Below are 20,930 nucleotides of genomic sequence, written 5' to 3'. Positions count from 1 at the left end.
ACCGGTTCGAGTGTTTCCAGATTTGCCAGCAGGGAGTGACCATCCCCTGAAAGGGCCGGGCCCCTTCAGGAGATAAGGTTAGTCAGAAATCAGGATTTCTTGTCGTCAGCCGCTTTATCGGTCGGCTTGGCGATCAGTGCCTTGAGTTCGTCGCTCATCGGGAAGTTAAGGTTCAGGCCTTTTGGCGGGATAGGTTGCATGAACCATTTTTCGTAGATCTTGTTGATCTCGCCCGAAGCGTAGGTGGCCTTGATGGCGTCATCGACAGCCTTTTTGAACGGCTCGTCGCCTTTGCGCACCATGCAGCCATAGATTTCGTAGGACTGTGGGGTACCGGTCACGGCCCAGTCATCGGCTTTCTTGGCCTTGGCGGCTTCGCCAGCCAGCAGGGCGTCGTCCATCATGAACGCGACGGCACGACCCGATTCCAGCATCTGGAAGGATTCGCCGTGGTCCTTGGCGGAGATGACGTTCATGCCCATCTGCTTGTCGGCGTTCATCGCCTTGAGGATGCGCTCGGACGTGGTGCCGGCGGTGGTCACGACGTTCTTGCCCTTGAGGTCGTCGAAATCCTTGTACTTGGAATCTTTCTTGGACAGCAGCTTGGTGCCGATTTCGAAAATGCCAACGGAGAAGTCAACCTGCTGCTGACGCTCGACGTTGTTGGTGGTGGAGCCGCATTCCAGGTCCACGGTGCCGTTCTGCACCAGCGGGATACGGGTTTGCGAGGTGACCAGGTTGTATTTGACCTGCAGGTTGGGCAGGTCCAGGTCTTTTTTCAGCGCTTCGACGACTTTCATCTGGATATCGTGGGAGTAGCCAACCGGTTTGCCGGAAGCGTCCGCGATGTAGGAAAACGGAATGGAAGCGTCGCGATGGCCAAGCGTGACAACGCCGGACTCTTTGATCTTTTTCAGTGTGCCGGTCAGTTCGGCTGCGAAAACCGGAGTGCTGATCAGAGCGGCAGCCATGGCTGCGCCCAGGAGATGGGGAACGATACGCATCGATGTTTCCTCGACATTGTTTTTTTTATTTCGGCCGGTTTGTCGGCCCTGAGTACTTCGAAGTGCCTGGCAGCTCCTGTTGTGTCGGCGTACAGGCATTCGTCTCCAGGAGTGTAGAGCATGACTCGTGCCAGGCCAGTCATATCTGCGTAATGCATTGTTTTTAAAGGTAATTAATGTTTTGTTTCAGGTTTTTTGCGACCTGCTTCATCCGGTTAGCCGAACTGACTGGTGGGTCGTGTTCGGAAAACCGAATGCTTTGGGCCCGCATCAATCCATTGTGGGAGCGAGCTTGCTCGCGATAGCGGGGGGTCAGTCACATAGAGGTTGAATGTGCTGGCTTCATCGCGAGCAAGCTCGCTCCCACAGGGGGCGGCGGTGTATTGCAGAATGCAAAAAGCCCCTGAATCGCAGGATTCAGGGGCTTTGGGTTCAGCGGGCTAGCGTTCAGGCCGCTTCGATCTTGCGGCGGTTGTGCTCGACCTTGTCCAGGTACTGCTGCAGTTTCTCCTGCTCGACCGGGGTGGTGAACAAGCCCAGCTTGCTGCGGCGCCACAGGATGTCCTGGGCATCGACGGCCCACTCGTCGCTGCACAGGTAGTCGACTTCGCGCGTATAGAGCCCGGCGCCGATGTGCTCACCCAGGTCGCCCAGGTTGTGCACGCCTTCGAGCATGCGCCAGCTGCGGCTGCCGTAGGTGGTGGCCCAGCGGCGGGCGATGTCGGTTGGCAGCCAGTCGAACTTGTCGCGGATCGCCGAGCACAGCGCCTGCGGGGTGGTCATGTTTTCGCCACCGGGGAGGGCCTCTACGGCGGTCCAGCTCGGACGCATCTGGGTGAAGTACGGGGCCAGTTGCGCCATCGCCGATTCGGCCAGTTTGCGGTAGGTGGTCAGCTTGCCGCCGAACACCGACAGCAAGGGGGCTTCTTCACCGCCACCCGACAGCGCCAGGGTGTAGTCGCGGGTCACGGCCGATGGGTTGTCGGATTCGTCGTTGCACAGCGGACGCACCCCGGAATAGCTGTGCAGGATATCGTCGCGGCTGATCTGCTTCTTGAAGTGGGCATTGACCACCTTCAACAGGTAATCGGTTTCGCCCTCGGTGATCGCCACTTTGGCCGGGTCACCGGTGTATTCGCGGTCAGTCGTGCCGATCAGGGTGAACTGGTTCAGGTACGGAATGGTGAACACGATGCGCTGGTCTTCGTTTTGCAGAATGTGCGCATGTTCGCCTTCGTAGAGTTTCGGCACGATCAGGTGGCTGCCCTGGATCAGGCGGATGCCGTAGGGCGATTCCAGCTTCAGGTCATCGCGAATGAACTTGGCGACCCACGGGCCGGCAGCGTTGACCAGTGCCTTGGCGCGGATCGAAAAAAGGCTGCCGTCGGCACGTTCCAGGTGCAAGTGCCACAGGCCTTTGCTGCGGCGGGCATTCACGCAGCGCGTGCGGGTGTGGATATGTGCGCCTTTTTCCCGGGCGGCCATGGCGTTGAGTACCACCAGCCGCGCATCGTCGACCCAGCAGTCGGAATATTCGAAACCTTTGGTGATCTCGCTTTTCAATGCGCTGTCGGCACCGAACTTCAGGCTTTTGGAGCCGGCGAGCTGCTCACGCTTGCCCAGGTGATCGTAGAGGAACAGGCCGGCGCGGATCATCCAGGCCGGACGCAGATGCGGGCGGTGAGGCAATACGAAGCGCATTTGCTTGACGATGTGCGGGGCCTTGGTCAGCAGCACTTCGCGCTCGGCCAGCGCTTCGCGCACCAGGCGAAATTCATAATGTTCGAGGTAGCGCAGGCCGCCGTGGATCAGCTTGCTGCTGGCCGACGATGTGTGGCTGGCCAGGTCGTCCTTTTCGCAAAGGAACACCGAAAGACCGCGACCGGCAGCGTCCGCGGCAATCCCCACGCCGTTGATACCGCCACCAATGACGGCGATGTCGTAAACCTCGGCGAGAGGGGGCGTAGGCAAGGTAGAAGTGGGCATCGGCTAGCCTCGGGCTCTTGTTCGCAATATTTGAATTCGAACATAAATGTTCATTTGCGAAAATACTAGCCCATAAAGACGGCAACAGCCAGTTAACTTCGATTGAAAATACTGATCAAGAGAAGCTGAAAGGAAAATTTTCGAACATGTAAGGAAGAAGGTGCCTGGGCACGCTGGCGAGAGGGATTTGTGGGAGCAAAGCTTGCTCGCGAAACAGGCGCCTCGTTCTATGTAGAAACTGTGTCGTCTTCATCGCGGGCAAGCCATGCTCCCACAGCAGCCTTGCCACAGGGTATTGAGGAGGTGGTCAGACCACCTCCAGCCGAATCTTGTGCTGGCTCAGCAATTGCGCCAGGGCCGGCACGGGTTGCTGGTCGGTCACCAGGCAGTCGATCAAGCTGATGGGCCCCAGGCGGACCATGGCGTTGCGCCCGAATTTGCTGGAGTCCGCCGCCAGCAGCACTTGTCGGGCGTTGGCGATGATGGCTTGGGAAACCCGCACTTCCTGGTAGTCGAAGTCTAGCAGGCTGCCGTCTTCATCGATCCCGCTGATGCCCACCAGGGCGAAGTCGACCTTGAACTGGTTGATGAAGTCGACGCTGGCCTGGCCCACCACGCCGCCGTCACGCCGTACGTTGCCGCCGGCGATCAGGACTTCGAAGTCGTCCTTGGCGCTGAGGATCGAAGCCACGTGCAGGTTATTGGTGATGACCTTCAGATGGTTGTGATTGAGCAGCGCCCGGGCAATGGATTCGGTGGTGGTGCCGATGTTGATGAACAGCGAGGCATGATCGGGGATCTGGGCGGCGATGGCTTCGGCGATGCGTTGCTTCTCGTCGCGCATCTGATCGGCGCGCATGGCGTAGGCGGTGTTTTCCACGCTTGAATCGTAGGCGGCGCCGCCGTGGTAGCGACGCAGCAGGTTCACTTCCGCCAGTTGGTTGATATCGCGGCGAATGGTTTGCGGGGTGACGACGAATAGCTGCGCCATTTCCTCGATGCTGACATAGCCGCGTTCGCGGACCAGTTCGAGGATTTGCTGTTGGCGGGGAGGCAGATTCATGGGGCTTCCTTTGGGCTGCCGTACAAAATTTGCCCATGATGCCGCAGGAATCCACTCCCGACCAGTTTCAGAACCTTATAAGGCTTTATTCAGCGTCTTCATGGGGTTCCCAATCGCGGGTGCGGCTGACCGCTTTCTGCCAGCCGGCGTAGAGTTTTTCCTTCGCCTGTTCGTCCAGTTGCGGTTCGAATTCGCGCTCGATCACCGCTTTGCCGCGTAGTTCTTCCAGGCTGCCCCAGAAGCCGCACGCCAGGCCGGCCAAATACGCAGCACCCAGGGCGGTGGTTTCACGCATTTTCGGGCGCTCGACCTGGGTACCCAGGATGTCGGCCTGGAACTGCATCAGGAAGTTGTTTGCCACCGCGCCACCGTCCACGCGCAGGGCCTTGAGGCGTTCCCCCGAATCCTGCTGCATGGCATCGAGTACGTCGCGGGTCTGGTAGGCAATCGACTCCAGCGCTGCGCGAATGATGTGGTCGACGCGTACGCCACGGGTCAGGCCAAACAGCGCGCCACGGGCATAGGGGTCCCAATACGGGGCGCCCAGGCCGGTGAAGGCGGGCACCAGGTACACACCGTTGCTGTCCTTGACCTTGTTGGCAAAGTATTCGGTATCCAGCGCATCGTTGATGATTTTCAGCTCATCGCGCAGCCACTGGACCGTGGAGCCGCCATTGAAGACCGCACCTTCCAGGGCGTAGGCAACTTCGCCGCGCGGGCCACAGGCGATGGTGGTGAGCATGCCGTGATTGGATTTGACGGCCTTGCTGCCGGTGTTCATCAGCAGGAAACAGCCGGTGCCGTAGGTGTTTTTCGCCTGGCCTGGCTCCACGCACATCTGGCCGAAAAGCGCCGCCTGCTGGTCGCCGGCAATGCCGCCGATGGCGATGCCGCTCTTGGTGCGGCCATAGATCTCCGAGGACGATTTCACTTGCGGGAGCATTTCGCGGGGGATGTCGAGGATGTCGAGCATCTTCGCGTCCCATTCCAGCGAGTGAATGTTGAAGAGCATGGTGCGCGAGGCGTTGGTGTAGTCGGTGACGTGGACCTTGCCGCCGGTGAATTTCCAGATCAGCCAGCTGTCGACGGTGCCGAACAGCAGTTCACCGTTGCGCGCACGCTCGCGGCTGCCTTCGACGTTGTCCAGGATCCACTTGAGCTTGGTGCCGGAAAAGTACGGGTCGGTGACCAGGCCGGTGGTTTGGCTGATGTATTGCTCGTGGCCATCGCGCTTGAGCTGCTGGCAGATTTCGGTACTGCGGCGGCATTGCCAGACGATGGCGTTGTAGATCGGCCGGCCGGTGGTCTTGTCCCAGACCACGGTGGTTTCACGCTGGTTGGTGATGCCGATGGCGGCCACCTGGTCATGGTGCAGGCCGGCCTGGGCGAGGGCTTCGACCATGACCGCGCTCTGGGTGGCGAAGATTTCCATGGGGTCATGTTCGACCCAGCCGGCCTGCGGGTAATGCTGGGCGAATTCGCGCTGGGCGGTGCAGACCACGTTGGCGTCACGGTCGAAGATAATCGCCCGCGAGCTGGTCGTACCCTGGTCGAGGGCAATGATGTAGTTCTTGTTCTGGATATCGGTCATGTCGATTGCCTTGGGACGTAAATTAGGGAAGAAGCCACGGTGCAGGCTGGAATGGCAGGAGCCTGCGCCGACTGTTTCAGGATGTTCTGGGCTTGCCGTCAATGGCCGGTTCTGCATCCTTTGTAGCAGTTATGGCGCTGGGCAGGTGGCGGGCAATCAGGCCGCGATAAGCCGCAGCACCCAGGCACGCACCCGCAATCGGGGCAAAAATCGGAACCAGGAAGTACGGGATGTCGCGTCCACCCGTGAGGGAAATTTCACCCCAGCCGGCGAAGAAAGTCATCAGTTTAGGACCGAAGTCCCGCGCCGGGTTCATCGCAAAGCCTGTCAGCGGCCCCATGGAGCTGCCGATCACCGCAATCAACAGGCCGATCAGCAGTGGCGCCAGTGGGCCGCGAGGCAAACCATTGTTGTCATCGGTCAGGGACATGATCACTCCCATCAGGATGGCCGTGATGATCACCTCCACGAGGAAGGCCTGGCCGGTGGACAGTGCGGCGTGCGGGTAGGTGGAAAACACCGAGGCCAGTTCGAGGCTGGCTTCGGTGCCTCGAATCATGTGCCGAGACTGTTCGAAATCGAAGAATAGGTTGCTGTACAGCGTGTAGACCAGAAGTGCGCCGCAGAAAGCGCCGGCCACTTGGGAGAGCATATAGAAAGGCAGTTTGCGCTTTTCGAAGCCGGTGAAAATGCACAGGGCAATGCTGACGGCGGGGTTGAGATGGGCGCCGGAAATGCCCGCGCTCAGATAGATCGCCATGCTGACACCGACACCCCAGATGAGGCTGATTTCCCACAAACCGAAGCTGGCACCCGCTACCTTGAGGGCCGCGACGCAACCAGTGCCGAAAAAAATCAGTAGGGCAGTGCCCAGGAATTCAGCCAGGCATTGGCTGGACAGGGACGGCTGTTGTAAAGCAGTTGTCATTCAAACCTCGGTTTTTTGTTGTTTTGCTGCGCCTTCGATAAAGCTCGATTGCGCGATCTCCGCCGAGGCAGGATCCCCATCCTGATCTCGGGTTGCTGCTTGAGACCTGCGATATGACTTTCAGTTTCGAAAAAATATAGACAAGAAACGCTGGTGTCAAAGGTCGAAAGTGAACCGTCGGTCACATTTCAACTATTCGTGGCGTGAATGACTCTTCCACTGACGGTGGGGTACCGGTACTCGCGACCCCGTCCCAAGCCTTTTCATTGGCGATGGCTTAGAATCCGGCCACTCTTTTTTCATTTCCTTGTCAGGAGCAGTCATGACACCCGCGTTGGATCTGCTTAAGAAAGTGCGCGCCGAACATCGTATCCACAGTTATGAACACGATCCCAAGGCCGCGTCCTACGGCCTGGAAGCGGCGGAAAAGCTCGGCCTGGATCCGGCGCAGGTGTTCAAGACGTTGTTGGCGGCCAGCGAAAAGGGTGAGCTGTTGGTGGCGGTGGTGCCCGTGGCCGGAAGCCTGGATTTGAAAGGCCTGGCCCATGCCGCCGGGGTGAAAAAGGTCGAGATGGCCGACCCAGCCGCTGCGCAGCGTTCGACCGGTTATCTACTGGGTGGGATCAGCCCGCTGGGGCAGAAGAAGCGCCTGCGCACTTTTATCGACAGTTCGGCACAGCCGCTCGCCAGTATGTTTGTCAGTGCGGGAAGGCGCGGCTTGGAAGTCGAGTTGGCGCCTTCGGTATTGAAGGAGCACACCGGGGCGGCGTTTGCCGATATTGGGCGTGCTTGAATAGAGCCGGGTGGCTGCTGCGCAGCCAAGCGGGAGCAAGCTCCCTCGCCACAGGGGTAAGGCTTGAGCTTTATCTGTGTTTTCATCGGCTCTGTAGGGTGAAAATTCTACTGATCTGTCACTGGATAAGCTGCGCCGCTGCACCGCATGCTGGCGCATCAAAAAAAGGAGAAGTGCCATGCAGCTTGCGTTTCATCAGGTCGATGCGTTCAGTGACCGGCCGTTCGGCGGTAACCCGGCGATGGTCTATCGCCTCGACGGCTGGCTTGCCGATGACTTGATGCAGAAGATCGCCGCCGAACATAACCTGGCTGAAACCGCGTTTCTGGTGCGTGAAGGCCAGCATTGGCATATCCGCTGGTTCACGCCCGCCACCGAAGTCCCTCTGTGCGGGCACGCCACGTTGGCCAGCGCTTATGTACTGTTCGAGGTCTACCACGAAACGGTCGAACGACTGGATTTCATCTGCAAGTCCGGTTCGTTGAGCGTTACGCGCGAGGGTGACCGGTTGTGGCTGGATTTTCCGGCCGTCGTGCCTGCCGAGTTGGGCGCGTCCTTGGCCGTCCAGAATGCCTTGGGTGTCGAAGCGGTGGACGTGCTGAGCTCCAACGAACTGTTCGTGGTGCTGGAATCGGAGCAAGCGGTGCTCGATTGCAAGCCGGACATGGCGGCCCTGGCAAAGCTGCCTTGGCCCGGCGCTATCGTGACCGCGCCGGGGAGCAAGCATGATTTTGTCTCGCGCTATTTTGCCCCGGCGATCGGCATCAACGAAGATCCAGTCACCGGCTCGACCCACTGCAGCCTGATTCCCTATTGGTCCAAGCGCTTGGGCAAGCATGGGCTGACGGCTTACCAATGCTCGGCCCGGGGCGGGGCGTTGTTCTGCCGCTTGGAGGGTGAGCGGGTGAAGATCGGCGGGAATGCGACGTTGGTGGCCAGTGGGACGTTGATACTGGGTTGATGGCATTCCCCGCTGGTTTGCGCCCTGTAGGAGCTGGCGAAGCCTGCGATCTTTTGATCTTTTGATCTTTCGCTTGAAATTCAAGTGGCTGGGGAAAGATCGCAGCCTCGTTCCACTCGTCAGCTCCTACAGGCTATAGCGCCGCACACCGCTGTCCACCGGCGGGATGTGCGCCGCGGTGCTGCCTGAGGCCTGGAACAGCACCAGGTGTTCAGCCGCCACGCGGATGCCGACACTGTCCCCGAGCTGATGGTCGGCGTGGCTGGGGAAGATCGATTCCAGTTGCGCGCCTGTGGGCAATTGCAGGCGATACAAGGTTGAAGCGCCCAGGAAGGTCTTGCCGACAATGCTGGCGGTGAGCGTGCTGTCCGGTGCATAGACGATATCGTCTGGGCGCAGCAACACATCCACCGCTCCGCCGATGGGCCAGGTGTAGGCTCGGTTACCGCGCAGGGTGCCCAACTCGGTCTGCACCGATTCCGGGCTGTCGAGCCGGCCGCGAATGAAGTAGCCCTGGCCAATGAAGCTGGCGACGAATGGTGTCAGCGGTTCGTGATACAGGTTGTAGGGCGTGTCCCACTGTTCCAGTCGACCTTCCTTGAATACCCCGACATGATCACTCACGGCGAAGGCTTCTTCCTGATCGTGTGTGACCAGGATCGCGCTGGTGCCGCGGGCCTTGAGAATATCCCGCACTTCATGGCTGAGCTTGCGTCGCAACTCGCCATCGAGGTTGGAGAACGGCTCATCGAGCAACAGCAGTTGTGGTTCTGGTGCCAGCGCGCGGGCCAGGGCCACACGCTGTTGCTGGCCGCCGGACAACTCATGGGGAAAGCGCTTGCCCAGGTGCTTCAGGTTGACCAGTTCCAGCAACTCTTCGACGACGCGATCCTTGTCCGGATGCTTGCGAATGCCAAAGGCGATGTTCTCGGCCACGCTCAGGTGGGGAAACAGGGCATAGTCCTGGAACACCATGCCGATACGGCGTTTTTCCGGGGCGAGGGTGAAACCGGCGCGGGAAATGGTTTCCCCTGCCAGTTGGATTTCACCCTCGTGCACTGGTTCGAAGCCGGCGATGGCACGCAACGTGGTGGTCTTGCCGCACCCGGACGAACCGAGCAGGCAACCGATATCGCCGGCATTGAGGTGCAGGTTGAGGTTCTGCACGACCCGCTGGTTTTGGTAGCCGCAGGCCAGGTCATGCAAATTCAGCAGCAGCGAATGGCTCATGCGTGGTGATACGCCGGCTCGACAAGGAACTCGAGCAGTGCCTTTTGCGCGTGAAGTCGATTTTCTGCCTGGTCCCAGGCCACCGAGCGCGGATCGTCCAGCAAATCGAAACTGATCTCCTCGCCACGGTGGGCCGGCAGGCAGTGCATGAACAGCACCTCGGCATCCGCCAGGTCGAGCAAGGCCCGGTTGACCTGCAGCGGCGCGAACAACTCGAGGCGCTTGGCGGTTTCTTCTTCCTGGCCCATGGAGGTCCAGACGTCAGTGCTCACCAGGTGCGCACCGGCCACGGCCTGTTTGGGATCACGCACGATGGTCACCCGGTCCCCGGCCTTGGCCAGCAACTCGGCATTGGGGTCAAAACCTTCGGGGCAGGCAACGCGCAGTTGGAAGTCGAACTGCAGCGCCGCTTCTATATAGCTGTTGCACATGTTGTTGCCATCGCCGATCCAGGCCACGGTCTTGCCCTGGATCGAGCCACGGTGCTCGAGGAAGGTCTGCATGTCGGCCAGCAACTGGCAAGGGTGCAGGTCGTCGGACAGGCCGTTGATCACCGGTACGCGGGAATGGGCCGCGAACTCGGTCAGGGTGCTGTGGGCAAAGGTACGGATCATCATCGCGTCCAGCATGCTCGACATGACGATGGCGCAATCGCTGATGGGTTCGCCGCGGCCCAGTTGGGTGTCGCGGGGCGACAGGAAGATCGCCTGGCCGCCCAGTTGGATCATGCCGGCTTCGAAAGAGATGCGGGTGCGGGTCGATGACTTCTCGAAGATCATCCCCAGCACGCGGTTTTTCAAGGGCTCGAACAGTACGCCGCGGTTACGCAGGTCCTTGAGCTCCACGCCTCGACGGATCACGCCGAGCAACTCATCGGGCGTGAAATCCATCAGGGAGAGAAAGTGCCTTGCGCTCATGATTGACTACCTTTTTGTAACTGACCGCAGATGCTCAAAGCCTTGTTTATTCAAAAAACGGGCGAGACCTGCGGCAAAAGCCGCACGGGGCGACGAAATAGGGGAAGGCGCGATCTTATAATTAAATGTCGCGTCTTACCAATAGGGCTACGGTTTTTGGGGATTTCAGCGAGGCCATCACGCGAATGCGATGGCATATTTGTGGCCGGTTTCCTGACAGCAGCGACCCATTTGTACACTGGCGTTGCTTGGCTTGGCAATCAAGCGCGGCGGGCGTGCCATGGATGAGAGTCGGTTTGCGCCGTGGCATCCCAGCCTTTCGCCTGTCTGCTGGTGGCTGTGAAACATTTCCTAATGCAAAGGCCTGGGTTATAAATGAGCCTCAGCGGCACAGGAGCCCGAAATGGATTCGAAAGAGCAACAATTGATGGAATTGCTGGGGCTGACTGCACGCTCGCTGACGCACCTGACGGCTTCGGTGACTTCCATGTCATTCGAATTGCTGCGCAGCGATGATGAGGTGACCAAGGCTGCGGGCCGTCGGATGATCGACCGCATGGCCACTATCAGCAGCGGCCTCGACGAGCATTGGCGGCTTATTGGCGAGCTCACGGGTGTGCCCATTGCCCAGGAGCAGGTGGAAACCGTCGAAGAAATCCAGATGCTGGCACCGCCTTCCGATCAGCCTTGACGCCCTCTCATCGGTGGGCCTGATGCCCGGCAATTCACAGGACGAACGTCGCTGGCGCTGCCGGGAATCACGCGCCATAGTTTTGTTCCCGCGGCCGAAAGCGCCCGCCACGAATAAAACAGAGACTGGCCATGACCAAGACTCTCCACCACCGTGCTTGCCACCTGTGTGAAGCCATCTGCGGCTTGACCCTCGAAACCACCGAAACCGACGGCCAGGGCCTGGCGATCACCTCGATCAAGGGCGATGCGCTGGACACCTTCAGCCGCGGTCACATCTGCCCGAAGGCGGTGGCCCTGCAAGATATCCAGAACGACCCAGACCGGCTGCGCCAGCCCATGCAGCGCGTTGGCAATGAATGGCAACCCATTGCCTGGGACGACGCCTTCGCGTTGGTGGCCGAGCGCCTGGCGGATATCCAGGCGCGCCACGGCCAGAACGCGGTGGCGGTCTACCAGGGCAACCCCAGCGTGCATAACTATGGGCTGATGACCCACAGCAACTATTTCCTGGGCCTGTTGAAAACCCGCAGCCGTTTCTCGGCGACTTCGGTGGACCAACTGCCCCATCACCTGACCAGCTACTTGATGTATGGCCACGGCCTGCTGCTGCCGATTCCGGACATCGACCACACCGACTTCATGCTGATCCTGGGCGGCAACCCGCTGGCTTCCAACGGCAGCATCATGACAGTGCCGGACGTGGAAAAGCGCCTCAAGGCGATCCAGGCCCGTGGCGGCAAGGTGGTGGTGGTCGATCCGCGCCGCAGCGAAACGGCGGCCATTGCCAACCAGCACGTCTTTGTACGCCCCGGTGGTGATGCTGCGCTGCTGTCGGGTTTGCTCAATACATTGTTCAGCGAAGGCCTGACCCGTGACAGCCACCTGCCGGTGGACGGCCTGGACGAGGTGCGCGAGGCCGTTGCCACGTTCACGGCTGAAGCCATGAGCCCGCTCTGTGCGGTGCCGGCAGCGCAGATCCGGCAATTGGCCCGGGACTTCGCCGCCGCGCCGTCAGCGGTGTGCTACGGGCGAATGGGGGTCTCGACCCAGGCGTTTGGCACGCTGTGCCATTGGCTGATCCAGGTGATCAACCTGGTCACCGGCAATCTTGATCGGGTGGGCGGGGCGCTGTGCACCGAGCCGGCGGTGGACCTGGTCGCTACCACCTCGGGCGGGCATTTCAACCGTTGGCAGAGCCGGGTGTCCGGGCGTCCCGAGTACTCAGGGGAGTTGCCGGTGTCGGCCCTGGCCGAGGAGATGCTCACCGAGGGTGAAGGCCAGATTCGTGCGCTGGTCACCGTGGCCGGCAACCCGGTGTTGTCCACACCCAACGGGCGGCAACTGGAACAGGCCCTGGACGGGCTGGAGTTCATGGTCAGCCTCGATTTGTACATCAACGAAACCACACGTTACGCCGACCTGATCCTGCCCTCGACCTCGGCCCTGGAGAACGATCATTACGACACCACGTTCAACCTGTTCGCGGTGCGCAACGTGACCCGTTTCAACCGGGCGATCCTGCCCAAGCCCGAGGGTGCGCTGCACGATTGGGAAATCTTCGTCGGCCTGGCCAAGGCCTTTGCCGCCCGAACCGGCAAGGAACTCAAGCCGACCATGCCGCCGGCGCAGATGATCGATTTTGGCCTGCGTAGCGGGGCGTATGGCGACGCCTCGCCGCACAAGCTGTCCCTGACGACCCTGTTCGATCATCCCCATGGCATCGACCTCGGTGCGCTCAAGCCCAACCTGGCAGCACGCCTGAAAACCGAAAACCAACGTGTGCAGGCCGCGCCAGCGGTGATTCTTGCCGACCTTGTGCGCTTTGCCGCGTTGCAGGCGCCAAAACCGGACGAGTTGCTGATGATTGGCCGCCGCCATGTGCGCAGCAACAACTCCTGGATGCATAATTTTCATCGACTGGTGAAGGGCAAGCCACGTCATCAGTTGCTGATGCACCCGGATGACCTCGCCAGTCGCGGTCTTGAGGACGGGCAGCGCGTGACGGTCAGTTCGCGGGTGGGCGTCATCGAAGTCGAGGTGCTGGGCAGCCTGGACATGATGAAAGGCGTGGTCAGCCTGCCCCATGGCTGGGGTCATGCCCGGCCGGGCGTGCAGATGACCATCGCCAGCGGACAACCGGGCTCCAGCGCCAACGACCTGACCGATGATTGTCAGCTCGATGAGTTGTCCGGCAACGCGGCGCTTAACGGCGTTCCGGTGAAGGTGGCCGCTGCGTAAAATTGTCTCTGGAGCAGGTTCGGCTTTCCGTTACAATGCGTCACCGTGTCGACAACTTAAGTCGCAAAAGTTTTAAGCCGAGGTGCTCCATGGATATCATCGAAACGATTAAAGACCAGATTGCCAACAACACCATCCTGCTTTACATGAAAGGCTCGCCGAACGCGCCACAGTGCGGTTTCTCGGCCAAGGCTGCTCAGGCTGTGATGGCGTGTGGCGAGAAGTTTGCCTACGTGGACATCCTGCAGAACCCGGAAATCCGCGCCAACCTGCCCAAGTACGCCAACTGGCCAACCTTCCCACAGCTGTGGGTGGGTGGTGAGCTGATCGGCGGTAGCGACATCATGACCGAGATGGCCGCTGACGGCTCTCTGCAGGCCACGATCAAGGCAGCTGTGGAAGCAGCAGCGGCGAACAAGACCGAAGCCTGATTCATGGATGTATGAAACCATGTGGGAGCGAGCTTGCTCGCGATAGCGGTAGGTCAGTCAGTATTTCTTACCTGATCCACCGCTATCGCGAGCAAGCTCGCTCCCACAGTGGATTTAGGTGGGCCTGGAAACCCAGGCAATAAAAAGCCCCGCCTCTCGAAAGAGGGCGGGGCTTTTTAGTGGCTTGCTTTCGGAGAAACTTACTCTTCACCCATCTGCGATTGCAGGTAGTTCTCAAGACCGACTTTGTCGATCAGGCCCAGTTGGGTTTCCAGCCAGTCGATGTGTTCTTCCTCGGACTCGAGAATGTCTTCCAGCAGTTCACGGCTGCCGAAGTCACCAACGCTTTCGCAATGGGCGATGGCGACTTTCAGGTCCTTGTGGCCTTCGCGCTCGATTTTCAGGTCGCACTCAAGCATCTCGCGGGTGTGTTCGCCGATGTGCAGCTTGCCCAGGTCCTGGACGTTCGGCAGGCCTTCGAGGAACAGGATGCGCTTGATCAGCTTGTCCGCGTGCTTCATCTCGTCGATGGATTCGTGGTACTCGTGCTTGCCCAGCTTGTTCAGGCCCCAATCCTCGTACATGCGCGCATGCAGGAAGTATTGGTTGATCGCGACCAGCTCATTGGCAAGGATCTTGTTGAGATGCTGGATGACTGTAATGTCGCCTTTCATGATGAGGCCTGCCCTGTAATAGCTGTGTATAAGGCAGAGTTTGAGCCGCGCATTTACGAGTGTCAAACCTAAGTTATTGAATAATAAATGAAAATTAATCGGAATAAGAATGTTTGTGTTCCGCGTCTGGACGCTAAGCATTTGATTTGCAGGCATAAAAAAACCGGACACTGGGTCCGGTTCCTTGAAAACTATTTATTACGCGTTATTACGCGGCGGTAAATTCTACCGGGTAGGGGATCGAGGCCTGTGCCGTTTGCACTTTGGCGAGGGTTTCACGAACCACTTCCTTGGCCAGGCAAGCACATTTTCCGCATTGGCTGGCTACGCCGGTGGCCTGGCGGACTTCGCGATAGCTGCAGCAACCTTCGTAGATCGCTTCGCGGATTTGCCCGTCGGTGACGCCAGTGCAGAGGCATACATACATAAGTGAGAACCGTCGCTGGTTGTGACTCAATTGAGACGGATCTTAATGTTAACGAGAATGATTGTCAAAGTGGTTTCTCAAGGTCTTGCGCCAGAGCGTTGCCGGGCTGACGAACGGTTTATCCAGGACGACTGATGCGGCATGAAACCGGACGGCGATTTTTCGATGCCACCGAAAAACCGTTGAAGACAGTCCAAATGCGCGGTGTATGATGATCGGCCCTTGCAAGCGGGTTCGTGTCACAGGGCTGTCGCCTGAGGGTGGCAGGCTGGCCCGGACCTTGTTTTCACGCTATTACATCAGGAGATATCCAATGAGCGTACTCGTAGGCAAACAAGCCCCAGACTTCACCGTTCCAGCCGTCCTCGGCAACGGCGAAATCGTCGACAGCTTCACCCTGTCCTCGGCCATCAAAGGCAAATACGGCCTGGTGTTCTTCTATCCACTGGACTTCACCTTCGTCTGCCCGTCCGAGCTGATCGCACTGGATCACCGCATGGATGATTTCAAGGCGCGCAACGTCGAAGTGGTCGCTGTTTCGATCGACTCGCACTTCACCCACAACGCCTGGCGCAACACCCCGATCAACAATGGCGGTATCGGTCAGGTGAAATACACCATGGCTGCCGACATGAAGCACGAAATCGCCAAGGCCTATGACGTTGAATCCGAAGGCGGCGTGGCCTTCCGTGGCGCGTTCCTGATCGACGACAAAGGCGTTGTCCGTTCGCAGATCATCAACGACCTGCCACTGGGCCGTAACATGGAAGAACTGATCCGTCTGGTCGACGCGCTGCAATTCCACGAAGAGCACGGCGAAGTCTGCCCGGCCAACTGGAAAAAAGGCGACAAGGGCATGACCGCTTCGCCTGAAGGCGTTGCCGCTTACCTGGGCGAGCACAGCGACAAGCTGTAAGCGCACCGAGGCATAAAAAAACCGGCCCATGATGGGCCGGTTTTTTTATGGGTGTTTCAACGTTATCGACTGAAACACAGAACCTTATGGCGAGGTGATTTATCTGTGGGAGCAAGGCTTGCCCGCGATGGCAGCGATGCGGTCTTCAAAAACCGAGTCGCCTGTGTCGCGAGCAAGCTTTGCTCCCACGGGCCGCCACAATGGCTCTACTAGTCAGTCGTCGAAATCCTGCCAGCCACCCATTTCTTTCCACCGGTTGACGATGCCGCAGAACAGCTCGGCGGTCTTCTCGGTGTCGTAGCGGGCCGAGTGGGCTTCACGGCCATCGAAATCGATGTCGGCGGCCTGGCACGCCTTGGCCAGGACGGTCTGGCCGTACGCCAGGCCAGCCAGGGTCGCGGTGTCGAAGCTGGAGAACGGGTGGAACGGGTTGCGCTTCATGTCCAGGCGCGCGACGGCGGCGTTGAGGAAGCCCAGGTCGAAGCTGCTGTTGTGGCCGACCAGGATCGCTCGCTTGCAACCGTTGGCCTTGAGCGCCTTGCGCACGCCACGGAAGATGTCGGTCAGGGCCGTTTCTTCGCTGACTGCCATGCGCAACGGGTGGTCGAGCTTGATCCCGGTGAACTCCAGGGCCGCGGCTTCGACGTTGGCGCCTTCGAACGGCTCGACACGGAAGAAGTAGGTGTGGTCAGGGAACACAAAGCCTTTTTCGTCCATGCCAATGGTGGTCGCGGCGATTTCCAGCAAGGCGTCGGTGGCGGAGTTGAAGCCGCCGGTTTCTACGTCGACGACGACCGGCAGGTAGCCACGGAACCGAGCAGCCATAGGGTGACGGGCGCCGCCCGAACCACCGTTGCCGTCCTGTTCGTCGTCGAAATGATCTTCACTCACACGTTTTCCTCCAGCAGGCGCCAGCGCAGTTTTTCACCGGCGCGCAGCGGGATGACAGCCAGATCGCCGAAAGGCAGGCTGGCGGGGGCGGTCCATTCGTCACGGACCAGGGTAATACGATCGGTGTTCACCGGCAGGCCATAGAAACGTGGGCCATGCAGGCTGGCGAAGCCTTCGAGTTTGTCCAGCGCGTTGCGCTGTTCGAAGGCTTCGGCGTACATCTCGATGGCGGCATAGGCGGTGTAGCAACCGGCGCAACCGCAGGCCGCTTCCTTGGCGTGCTGGGCGTGGGGTGCCGAGTCGGTGCCGAGGAAAAACTTGGCGCTGCCGCTGGTGGCGGCGTCCAGCAAGGCTTCCTGGTGGGTATTGCGCTTGAGGATCGGCAGGCAATAGAAGTGCGGCCGGATCCCGCCCACCAGCATGTGGTTGCGGTTGTACAGCAGGTGATGGGCGGTAATGGTCGCGCCGACGTTGGCCGGGGCCTCGTTGACGAACTGTACGGCATCGCCGGTGGTGATGTGTTCGAACACCACCTTGAGGGTCGGGAAGCGCTCCACGACGCGGCGCATGTGCTCGTCGATGAAGATTTTCTCGCGGTCGAACACGTCGACGTCGCCCCGGGTGACTTCACCATGGATCAACAACGGCATGCCGACTTCGGCCATGGCCTCCAGCGCCGGGAAGATCTTGTCGATGCTGGTGACGCCGGAATCGGAGTTGGTGGTGGCACCGGCCGGGTACAGCTTGGCGGCATGGACGAAGCCGCTGGCCTTGGCCTCGCGGATTTCTTCGGGCTGGGTGCGGTCGGTGAGGTAAAGCACCATCAACGGTTCGAAGCGGCTGCCAGCAGGGCGTGCGGCGAGGATGCGCTGGCGATAGCCGTCGGCCTCGGCGGCGTTGCGCACTGGCGGAACCAGGTTAGGCATGATGATTGCGCGCCCGAAGGTGCGCGCGACATCGGCGACGGTATGGGTCAACACAGCACCATCGCGAAGATGAATATGCCAGTCGTCGGGACGCAGCAGGGTCAGGCGGTCGGACATTGGGGGGCTTCCAGGCGGGTCAAACTGTGGGAATGCTACCGGAAAAGACCGATTCAGGCACCCGCTATCAAGTTCTGGCACAACTTACCGATAGCTCCTACAGGTGTGCCACGAATCCGTGCAGTGCGCCGGACAGGCGTCATGCCCTCGGCATGCGTCGATCTTTGTATAAAAGTCAGTGGAGCCTCCCGTGCGCCAGCGTTATCTAGCCTTGCTCAGTGTGTTTGCCAGCCTTCCCGCCATGGCGCTCACTTTCCAGACCCGTCTGGAGAGCATTGAGTGGACGGTCGAAGGTGACAAGTTCGAGTGCCGGCTGAGCCAGCCGATCGCTGATTTTGGCAGTGGCGAATTCGTGCGCCGGGCGGGCGAACAGGCGACGTTTCGCCTCAAGACCTATAACCCGATGCTTGGCGGCGGTTCGGCAACCTTGCTCGCGGCCGCCGCACCATGGCAGCCGGGGCGGGGCGATATCAACCTGGGCTCGGTCAGCATCGGCAGCGGCGACGTACTGTTCAACAGCTCCCAGGTCCAGGCTGGCCGTTTGATCAGTGGGCTGATGGAAGGTCGCAGCCCCGTGGTGCGCCGCAACACCGAGGACGGGCGAGTCTCGGAAGTCCGCCTGCTGCCGGTGCGTTTCAGCAAGGCCTTCAACGACTATCAAGGCTGCGTGGCAAAACTGTTGCCAAAGAATTTCGAGCAGGTGAAGCAGACACAGATCGGCTTCCCTGGCGAAGCTGTCGAGCTCGATGCCCATGCCAAGGCACAGCTGCAGGTGATGCTCGACTTCATCAAGGCCGATCCAAGCGTCAATCATGTCGAGCTTGACGGCCACTCCGACAACAGCGGCAACCGCCTGACCAACCGTGAGCTGTCACGCCGCCGGGCCCTGGCGGTCCAGGACTTCTTCAAGGCCAATGGCTTCCAGGAGTCGCAGATTACCCTGCGCTTCCACGGCGAGCGTTATCCCCTGGTGCCCAACACCAACGCCGCCAACCGAGCCAAGAACCGTCGCGTAGTCGTGCGCCTGGAGCGCGTGGCGCCGACTGATGCGCCGGCACCGCAGGCACCCGCCGCGCAGCCCGCGCCCGCTGCGGCGCCCGCCAAGGCTCCGGCGCCAACCGCAGCGCCGGCCAAGACGCCCGCTGGGGCGACGGCGCGGACGTCCTGAGTCGATTTTGACCGTCGCGCAATCGACATAATCTGTCGCTTCGTCGTCATAAGCTGTCGCGCCCCTGTAAATTATCCGCGCTGGACGTTAGACTTCCCGGCTTTCCGTACAACCCGTGGAGTGATGGCATGGCGGACGTAAACAAGGTCGTTCTGGCGTATTCCGGCGGCCTGGACACTTCGGTGATCCTCAAGTGGCTGCAGGACACTTATAACTGCGAAGTGGTGACCTTCACCGCTGACCTGGGGCAGGGCGAAGAAGTCGAGCCTGCACGCGCCAAGGCCCAGGCCATGGGCGTCAAAGAGATCTACATCGATGACCTGCGCGAAGAATTCGTCCGCGACTTCGTGTTCCCGATGTTCCGCGCCAACACCGTTTACGAAGGCGAGTACCTGCTGGGTACCTCCATCGCCCGTCCGTTGATCGCCAAGCGCCTGATCGAAATCGCCAACGAAACCGGCGCCGATGCCATTTCCCATGGCGCCACCGGCAAAGGCAACGACCAGGTGCGTTTCGAGCTGGGTGCCTATGCCCTCAAGCCAGGCGTGAAAGTCATTGCCCCGTGGCGTGAATGGGACTTGCTGTCCCGTGAAAAACTGATGGACTACGCCGAGAAGCACGCGATTCCGATCGAGCGCCACGGCAAGAAAAAATCCCCGTACTCGATGGATGCCAACCTGCTGCACATCTCCTATGAAGGCGGCGTGCTGGAAGACACCTGGACCGAGCACGAAGAAGACATGTGGCGCTGGACCGTCTCCCCGGAGAAGGCTCCCGATACCCCGCAATACCTGGAACTGACCTATCGCAACGGCGATATCGTCGCTCTGGACGGCGTTGAGATGAGCCCGGCCACCGTGCTGGCAACCCTGAACCGCATCGGTGGCGAACACGGCATCGGTCGTCTGGACATCGTCGAAAACCGCTATGTGGGCATGAAGTCCCGCGGCTGCTACGAAACCCCGGGCGGCACCATCATGCTGCGCGCCCACCGGGCGATCGAGTCGATCACCCTGGACCGCGAAGTGGCTCACCTCAAAGACGAGTTGATGCCCAAGTACGCCAGCCTGATCTACACCGGCTACTGGTGGAGCCCAGAGCGCCTGATGCTGCAACAGATGATCGACGCCTCCCAGGCTCACGTGAATGGCGTGGTACGCCTGAAGCTGTACAAGGGCAACGTGATCGTCACCGGGCGCAAGTCCGACGAGTCGTTGTTCGATGCCAACATCGCGACCTTCGAAGAAGACGGCGGTGCCTACAACCAGGCTGACGCGGCCGGCTTCATCAAGCTCAACGCCCTGCGCATGCGCATCGCGGCGAACAAGGGTCGCAAGCTGTTCTGACCCTGGTGACATGAAAAACGGCCTGCCATGAGCAGGCCGTTTTTTTTGCCCTTTTTTTTGTGTGGCCTTTGTTGCGGCGCTTCCCCCGCTCGCTCATTCATCCTGCCTGTGCGTTGCCAGGCCTGCGTTGCTGTAGATGACGTACACGACGATGCCGGCGTGTTTCAAATGTCTTGATCGACAAGTCTCGATCGGACGTTTCGATTGGCTGCATACGATACAAAGGGTGTCTGGTTCGCGCCTGCGTCGATGAAGACGTATCACCAGCAGTTCCTTGACGTCGTCCGCCCGACGTAGTTGTCGTTTGCGTCGACAGGGCGAATCATCCATGGTCTTTATGAAGTGTTTGTTCTTGCGAAAATCCGAAGGTGAATACAAGGAACGGTAATTGAAGTTGAGCGTTATGAAAAAAAGCAGCAATAGGTAAAAAGGAAAGCTGATCAGGAACCACAGATAATATTCACGATCCTGGTCATCCAGAAAGGGCAGGGAAATCGCTGCGGAAGTTTCGGATAAAGTAGCGAATATGGCGATGAGGGTCATGGGGTTGGTTATAGTCTTCAAAGGTTTGTTCATGGTTAATGCTCATGGAATACTTGTGCTCGGTGAGTGGGTTGGAAAGTGGTTGTC

Annotated in this window: 20 protein-coding genes; 8 read left to right on the top strand and 12 right to left on the bottom strand. The window is 59.8% G+C overall.

The window, feature by feature from the left end; genetic code table 11:
- Window positions 1-89 precede the first annotated feature (89 nt).
- The 5 genes from LOY50_RS22150 to LOY50_RS22130 all read right to left on the bottom strand — a co-directional run bounded on the left by LOY50_RS22150 (window position 90) and on the right by LOY50_RS22130 (window position 6,572).
- Entirely contained in the window at window positions 90-1,004 is a 915-nt protein-coding gene (locus tag LOY50_RS22150; RefSeq protein ID WP_253477535.1) for a glutamate/aspartate ABC transporter substrate-binding protein, read from the bottom strand.
- Between the two features lie 447 nt (window positions 1,005-1,451).
- A complete protein-coding gene (glpD, locus tag LOY50_RS22145) occupies window positions 1,452-2,990 on the bottom strand; it encodes a glycerol-3-phosphate dehydrogenase (RefSeq protein WP_258689196.1) in 1,539 nt (512 codons plus the stop codon).
- Between the two features lie 307 nt (window positions 2,991-3,297).
- Window positions 3,298-4,053: a DeoR/GlpR family transcriptional regulator gene (locus tag LOY50_RS22140; RefSeq protein WP_003204973.1), complete on the bottom strand. Its 756-nt coding sequence runs from the start codon at window positions 4,051-4,053 to the stop codon at window positions 3,298-3,300.
- A gap of 85 nt (window positions 4,054-4,138) precedes the next feature.
- Window positions 4,139-5,644, bottom strand: a complete 1,506-nt coding sequence (glpK, locus tag LOY50_RS22135) for a glycerol kinase GlpK (protein ID WP_057452514.1) — start codon at window positions 5,642-5,644, stop codon at window positions 4,139-4,141.
- Between the two features lie 76 nt (window positions 5,645-5,720).
- Window positions 5,721-6,572 carry an MIP/aquaporin family protein gene (locus tag LOY50_RS22130; RefSeq protein ID WP_258689193.1) on the bottom strand — a complete coding sequence of 284 codons (852 nt, stop codon included), beginning with the start codon at window positions 6,570-6,572 and terminating at the stop codon, window positions 5,721-5,723.
- Between the two features lie 322 nt (window positions 6,573-6,894).
- On the opposite strand from LOY50_RS22130, the gene ybaK reads away from it, so the two are divergent.
- Together ybaK and LOY50_RS22120 are read left to right on the top strand one after the other, a co-directional pair.
- Window positions 6,895-7,365, top strand: a complete 471-nt coding sequence (gene ybaK, locus LOY50_RS22125; protein WP_053124560.1) for a Cys-tRNA(Pro) deacylase — start codon at window positions 6,895-6,897, stop codon at window positions 7,363-7,365.
- A gap of 178 nt (window positions 7,366-7,543) precedes the next feature.
- Window positions 7,544-8,326 carry a PhzF family phenazine biosynthesis protein gene (locus LOY50_RS22120; RefSeq protein WP_258689192.1) on the top strand — a complete coding sequence of 261 codons (783 nt, stop codon included), beginning with the start codon at window positions 7,544-7,546 and terminating at the stop codon, window positions 8,324-8,326.
- Window positions 8,327-8,452: 126 nt separating this feature from the next.
- Here LOY50_RS22120 and LOY50_RS22115 read toward each other — a convergent pair whose 3' ends face one another.
- On the bottom strand, window positions 8,453-9,556 hold the full coding sequence (locus tag LOY50_RS22115) for an ABC transporter ATP-binding protein (protein WP_253477523.1): 1,104 nt from the start codon (window positions 9,554-9,556) through the stop codon (window positions 8,453-8,455).
- Window positions 9,553-10,473 carry an ornithine carbamoyltransferase gene (gene argF, locus LOY50_RS22110; RefSeq protein WP_214509440.1) on the bottom strand — a complete coding sequence of 307 codons (921 nt, stop codon included), beginning with the start codon at window positions 10,471-10,473 and terminating at the stop codon, window positions 9,553-9,555. The genes LOY50_RS22115 and argF overlap by 4 nt, the downstream gene beginning before the upstream one ends.
- Before the next feature lie 403 nt (window positions 10,474-10,876).
- Here argF and LOY50_RS22105 point away from each other — a divergent pair, with 403 nt between their 5' ends.
- From LOY50_RS22105 to grxD, 3 genes are all read left to right on the top strand, one after another.
- Complete coding sequence (locus LOY50_RS22105; protein WP_072348410.1) at window positions 10,877-11,164, top strand: hypothetical protein; 288 nt, start codon at window positions 10,877-10,879, stop codon at window positions 11,162-11,164.
- 131 nt (window positions 11,165-11,295) lie between these two features.
- Window positions 11,296-13,404 (top strand): molybdopterin oxidoreductase family protein, encoded by a 2,109-nt coding sequence (locus LOY50_RS22100; RefSeq protein ID WP_214509441.1) that lies wholly within the window; start codon window positions 11,296-11,298, stop codon window positions 13,402-13,404.
- A gap of 89 nt (window positions 13,405-13,493) precedes the next feature.
- Entirely contained in the window at window positions 13,494-13,835 is a 342-nt protein-coding gene (grxD, locus tag LOY50_RS22095; protein ID WP_018614171.1) for a Grx4 family monothiol glutaredoxin, read from the top strand.
- A 200-nt stretch (window positions 13,836-14,035) separates the two neighbouring features.
- Here the strand turns inward: grxD and bfr are convergent, their stop codons facing one another.
- Together bfr and LOY50_RS22085 are read right to left on the bottom strand one after the other, a co-directional pair.
- Window positions 14,036-14,509 (bottom strand): bacterioferritin, encoded by a 474-nt coding sequence (gene bfr / locus LOY50_RS22090; RefSeq protein ID WP_018614169.1) that lies wholly within the window; start codon window positions 14,507-14,509, stop codon window positions 14,036-14,038.
- 208 nt (window positions 14,510-14,717) lie between these two features.
- Window positions 14,718-14,936, bottom strand: coding sequence for a bacterioferritin-associated ferredoxin (locus LOY50_RS22085; protein WP_003178704.1), 219 nt, complete (start codon window positions 14,934-14,936; stop codon window positions 14,718-14,720).
- Between the two features lie 313 nt (window positions 14,937-15,249).
- Here LOY50_RS22085 and LOY50_RS22080 point away from each other — a divergent pair, with 313 nt between their 5' ends.
- On the top strand, window positions 15,250-15,852 hold the full coding sequence (locus LOY50_RS22080) for a peroxiredoxin (protein WP_003204949.1): 603 nt from the start codon (window positions 15,250-15,252) through the stop codon (window positions 15,850-15,852).
- A gap of 213 nt (window positions 15,853-16,065) precedes the next feature.
- On the opposite strand, the gene rnt is transcribed toward LOY50_RS22080, so the two are convergent.
- Both rnt and pyrC read right to left on the bottom strand, forming a co-directional pair.
- Window positions 16,066-16,743, bottom strand: a complete 678-nt coding sequence (gene rnt, locus LOY50_RS22075; protein ID WP_253477505.1) for a ribonuclease T — start codon at window positions 16,741-16,743, stop codon at window positions 16,066-16,068.
- Window positions 16,740-17,786, bottom strand: a complete 1,047-nt coding sequence (pyrC, locus tag LOY50_RS22070) for a dihydroorotase (RefSeq protein ID WP_214509444.1) — start codon at window positions 17,784-17,786, stop codon at window positions 16,740-16,742. The genes rnt and pyrC overlap by 4 nt, the downstream gene beginning before the upstream one ends.
- A gap of 190 nt (window positions 17,787-17,976) precedes the next feature.
- Between pyrC and LOY50_RS22065 the strand changes: the two genes are divergently transcribed.
- Complete coding sequence (locus LOY50_RS22065; protein WP_253477502.1) at window positions 17,977-18,954, top strand: OmpA family protein; 978 nt, start codon at window positions 17,977-17,979, stop codon at window positions 18,952-18,954.
- A gap of 128 nt (window positions 18,955-19,082) precedes the next feature.
- Window positions 19,083-20,300, top strand: coding sequence for an argininosuccinate synthase (locus tag LOY50_RS22060; protein ID WP_003204943.1), 1,218 nt, complete (start codon window positions 19,083-19,085; stop codon window positions 20,298-20,300).
- Between the two features lie 93 nt (window positions 20,301-20,393).
- On the opposite strand, the gene LOY50_RS22055 is transcribed toward LOY50_RS22060, so the two are convergent.
- On the bottom strand, window positions 20,394-20,876 hold the full coding sequence (locus tag LOY50_RS22055; protein WP_253477499.1) for a hypothetical protein: 483 nt from the start codon (window positions 20,874-20,876) through the stop codon (window positions 20,394-20,396).
- Window positions 20,877-20,930 lie beyond the last annotated feature (54 nt).

Origin of the sequence: Pseudomonas sp. B21-010, assembly GCF_024749325.1 — a bacterium.
In the GTDB taxonomy this organism is placed as follows: Bacteria; Pseudomonadota; Gammaproteobacteria; order Pseudomonadales; family Pseudomonadaceae; genus Aquipseudomonas; species Aquipseudomonas kilonensis.
The sequence above is the reverse complement of the archived record's forward strand: the minus strand, read 5'-3'. Positions and strand labels throughout refer to the sequence as shown.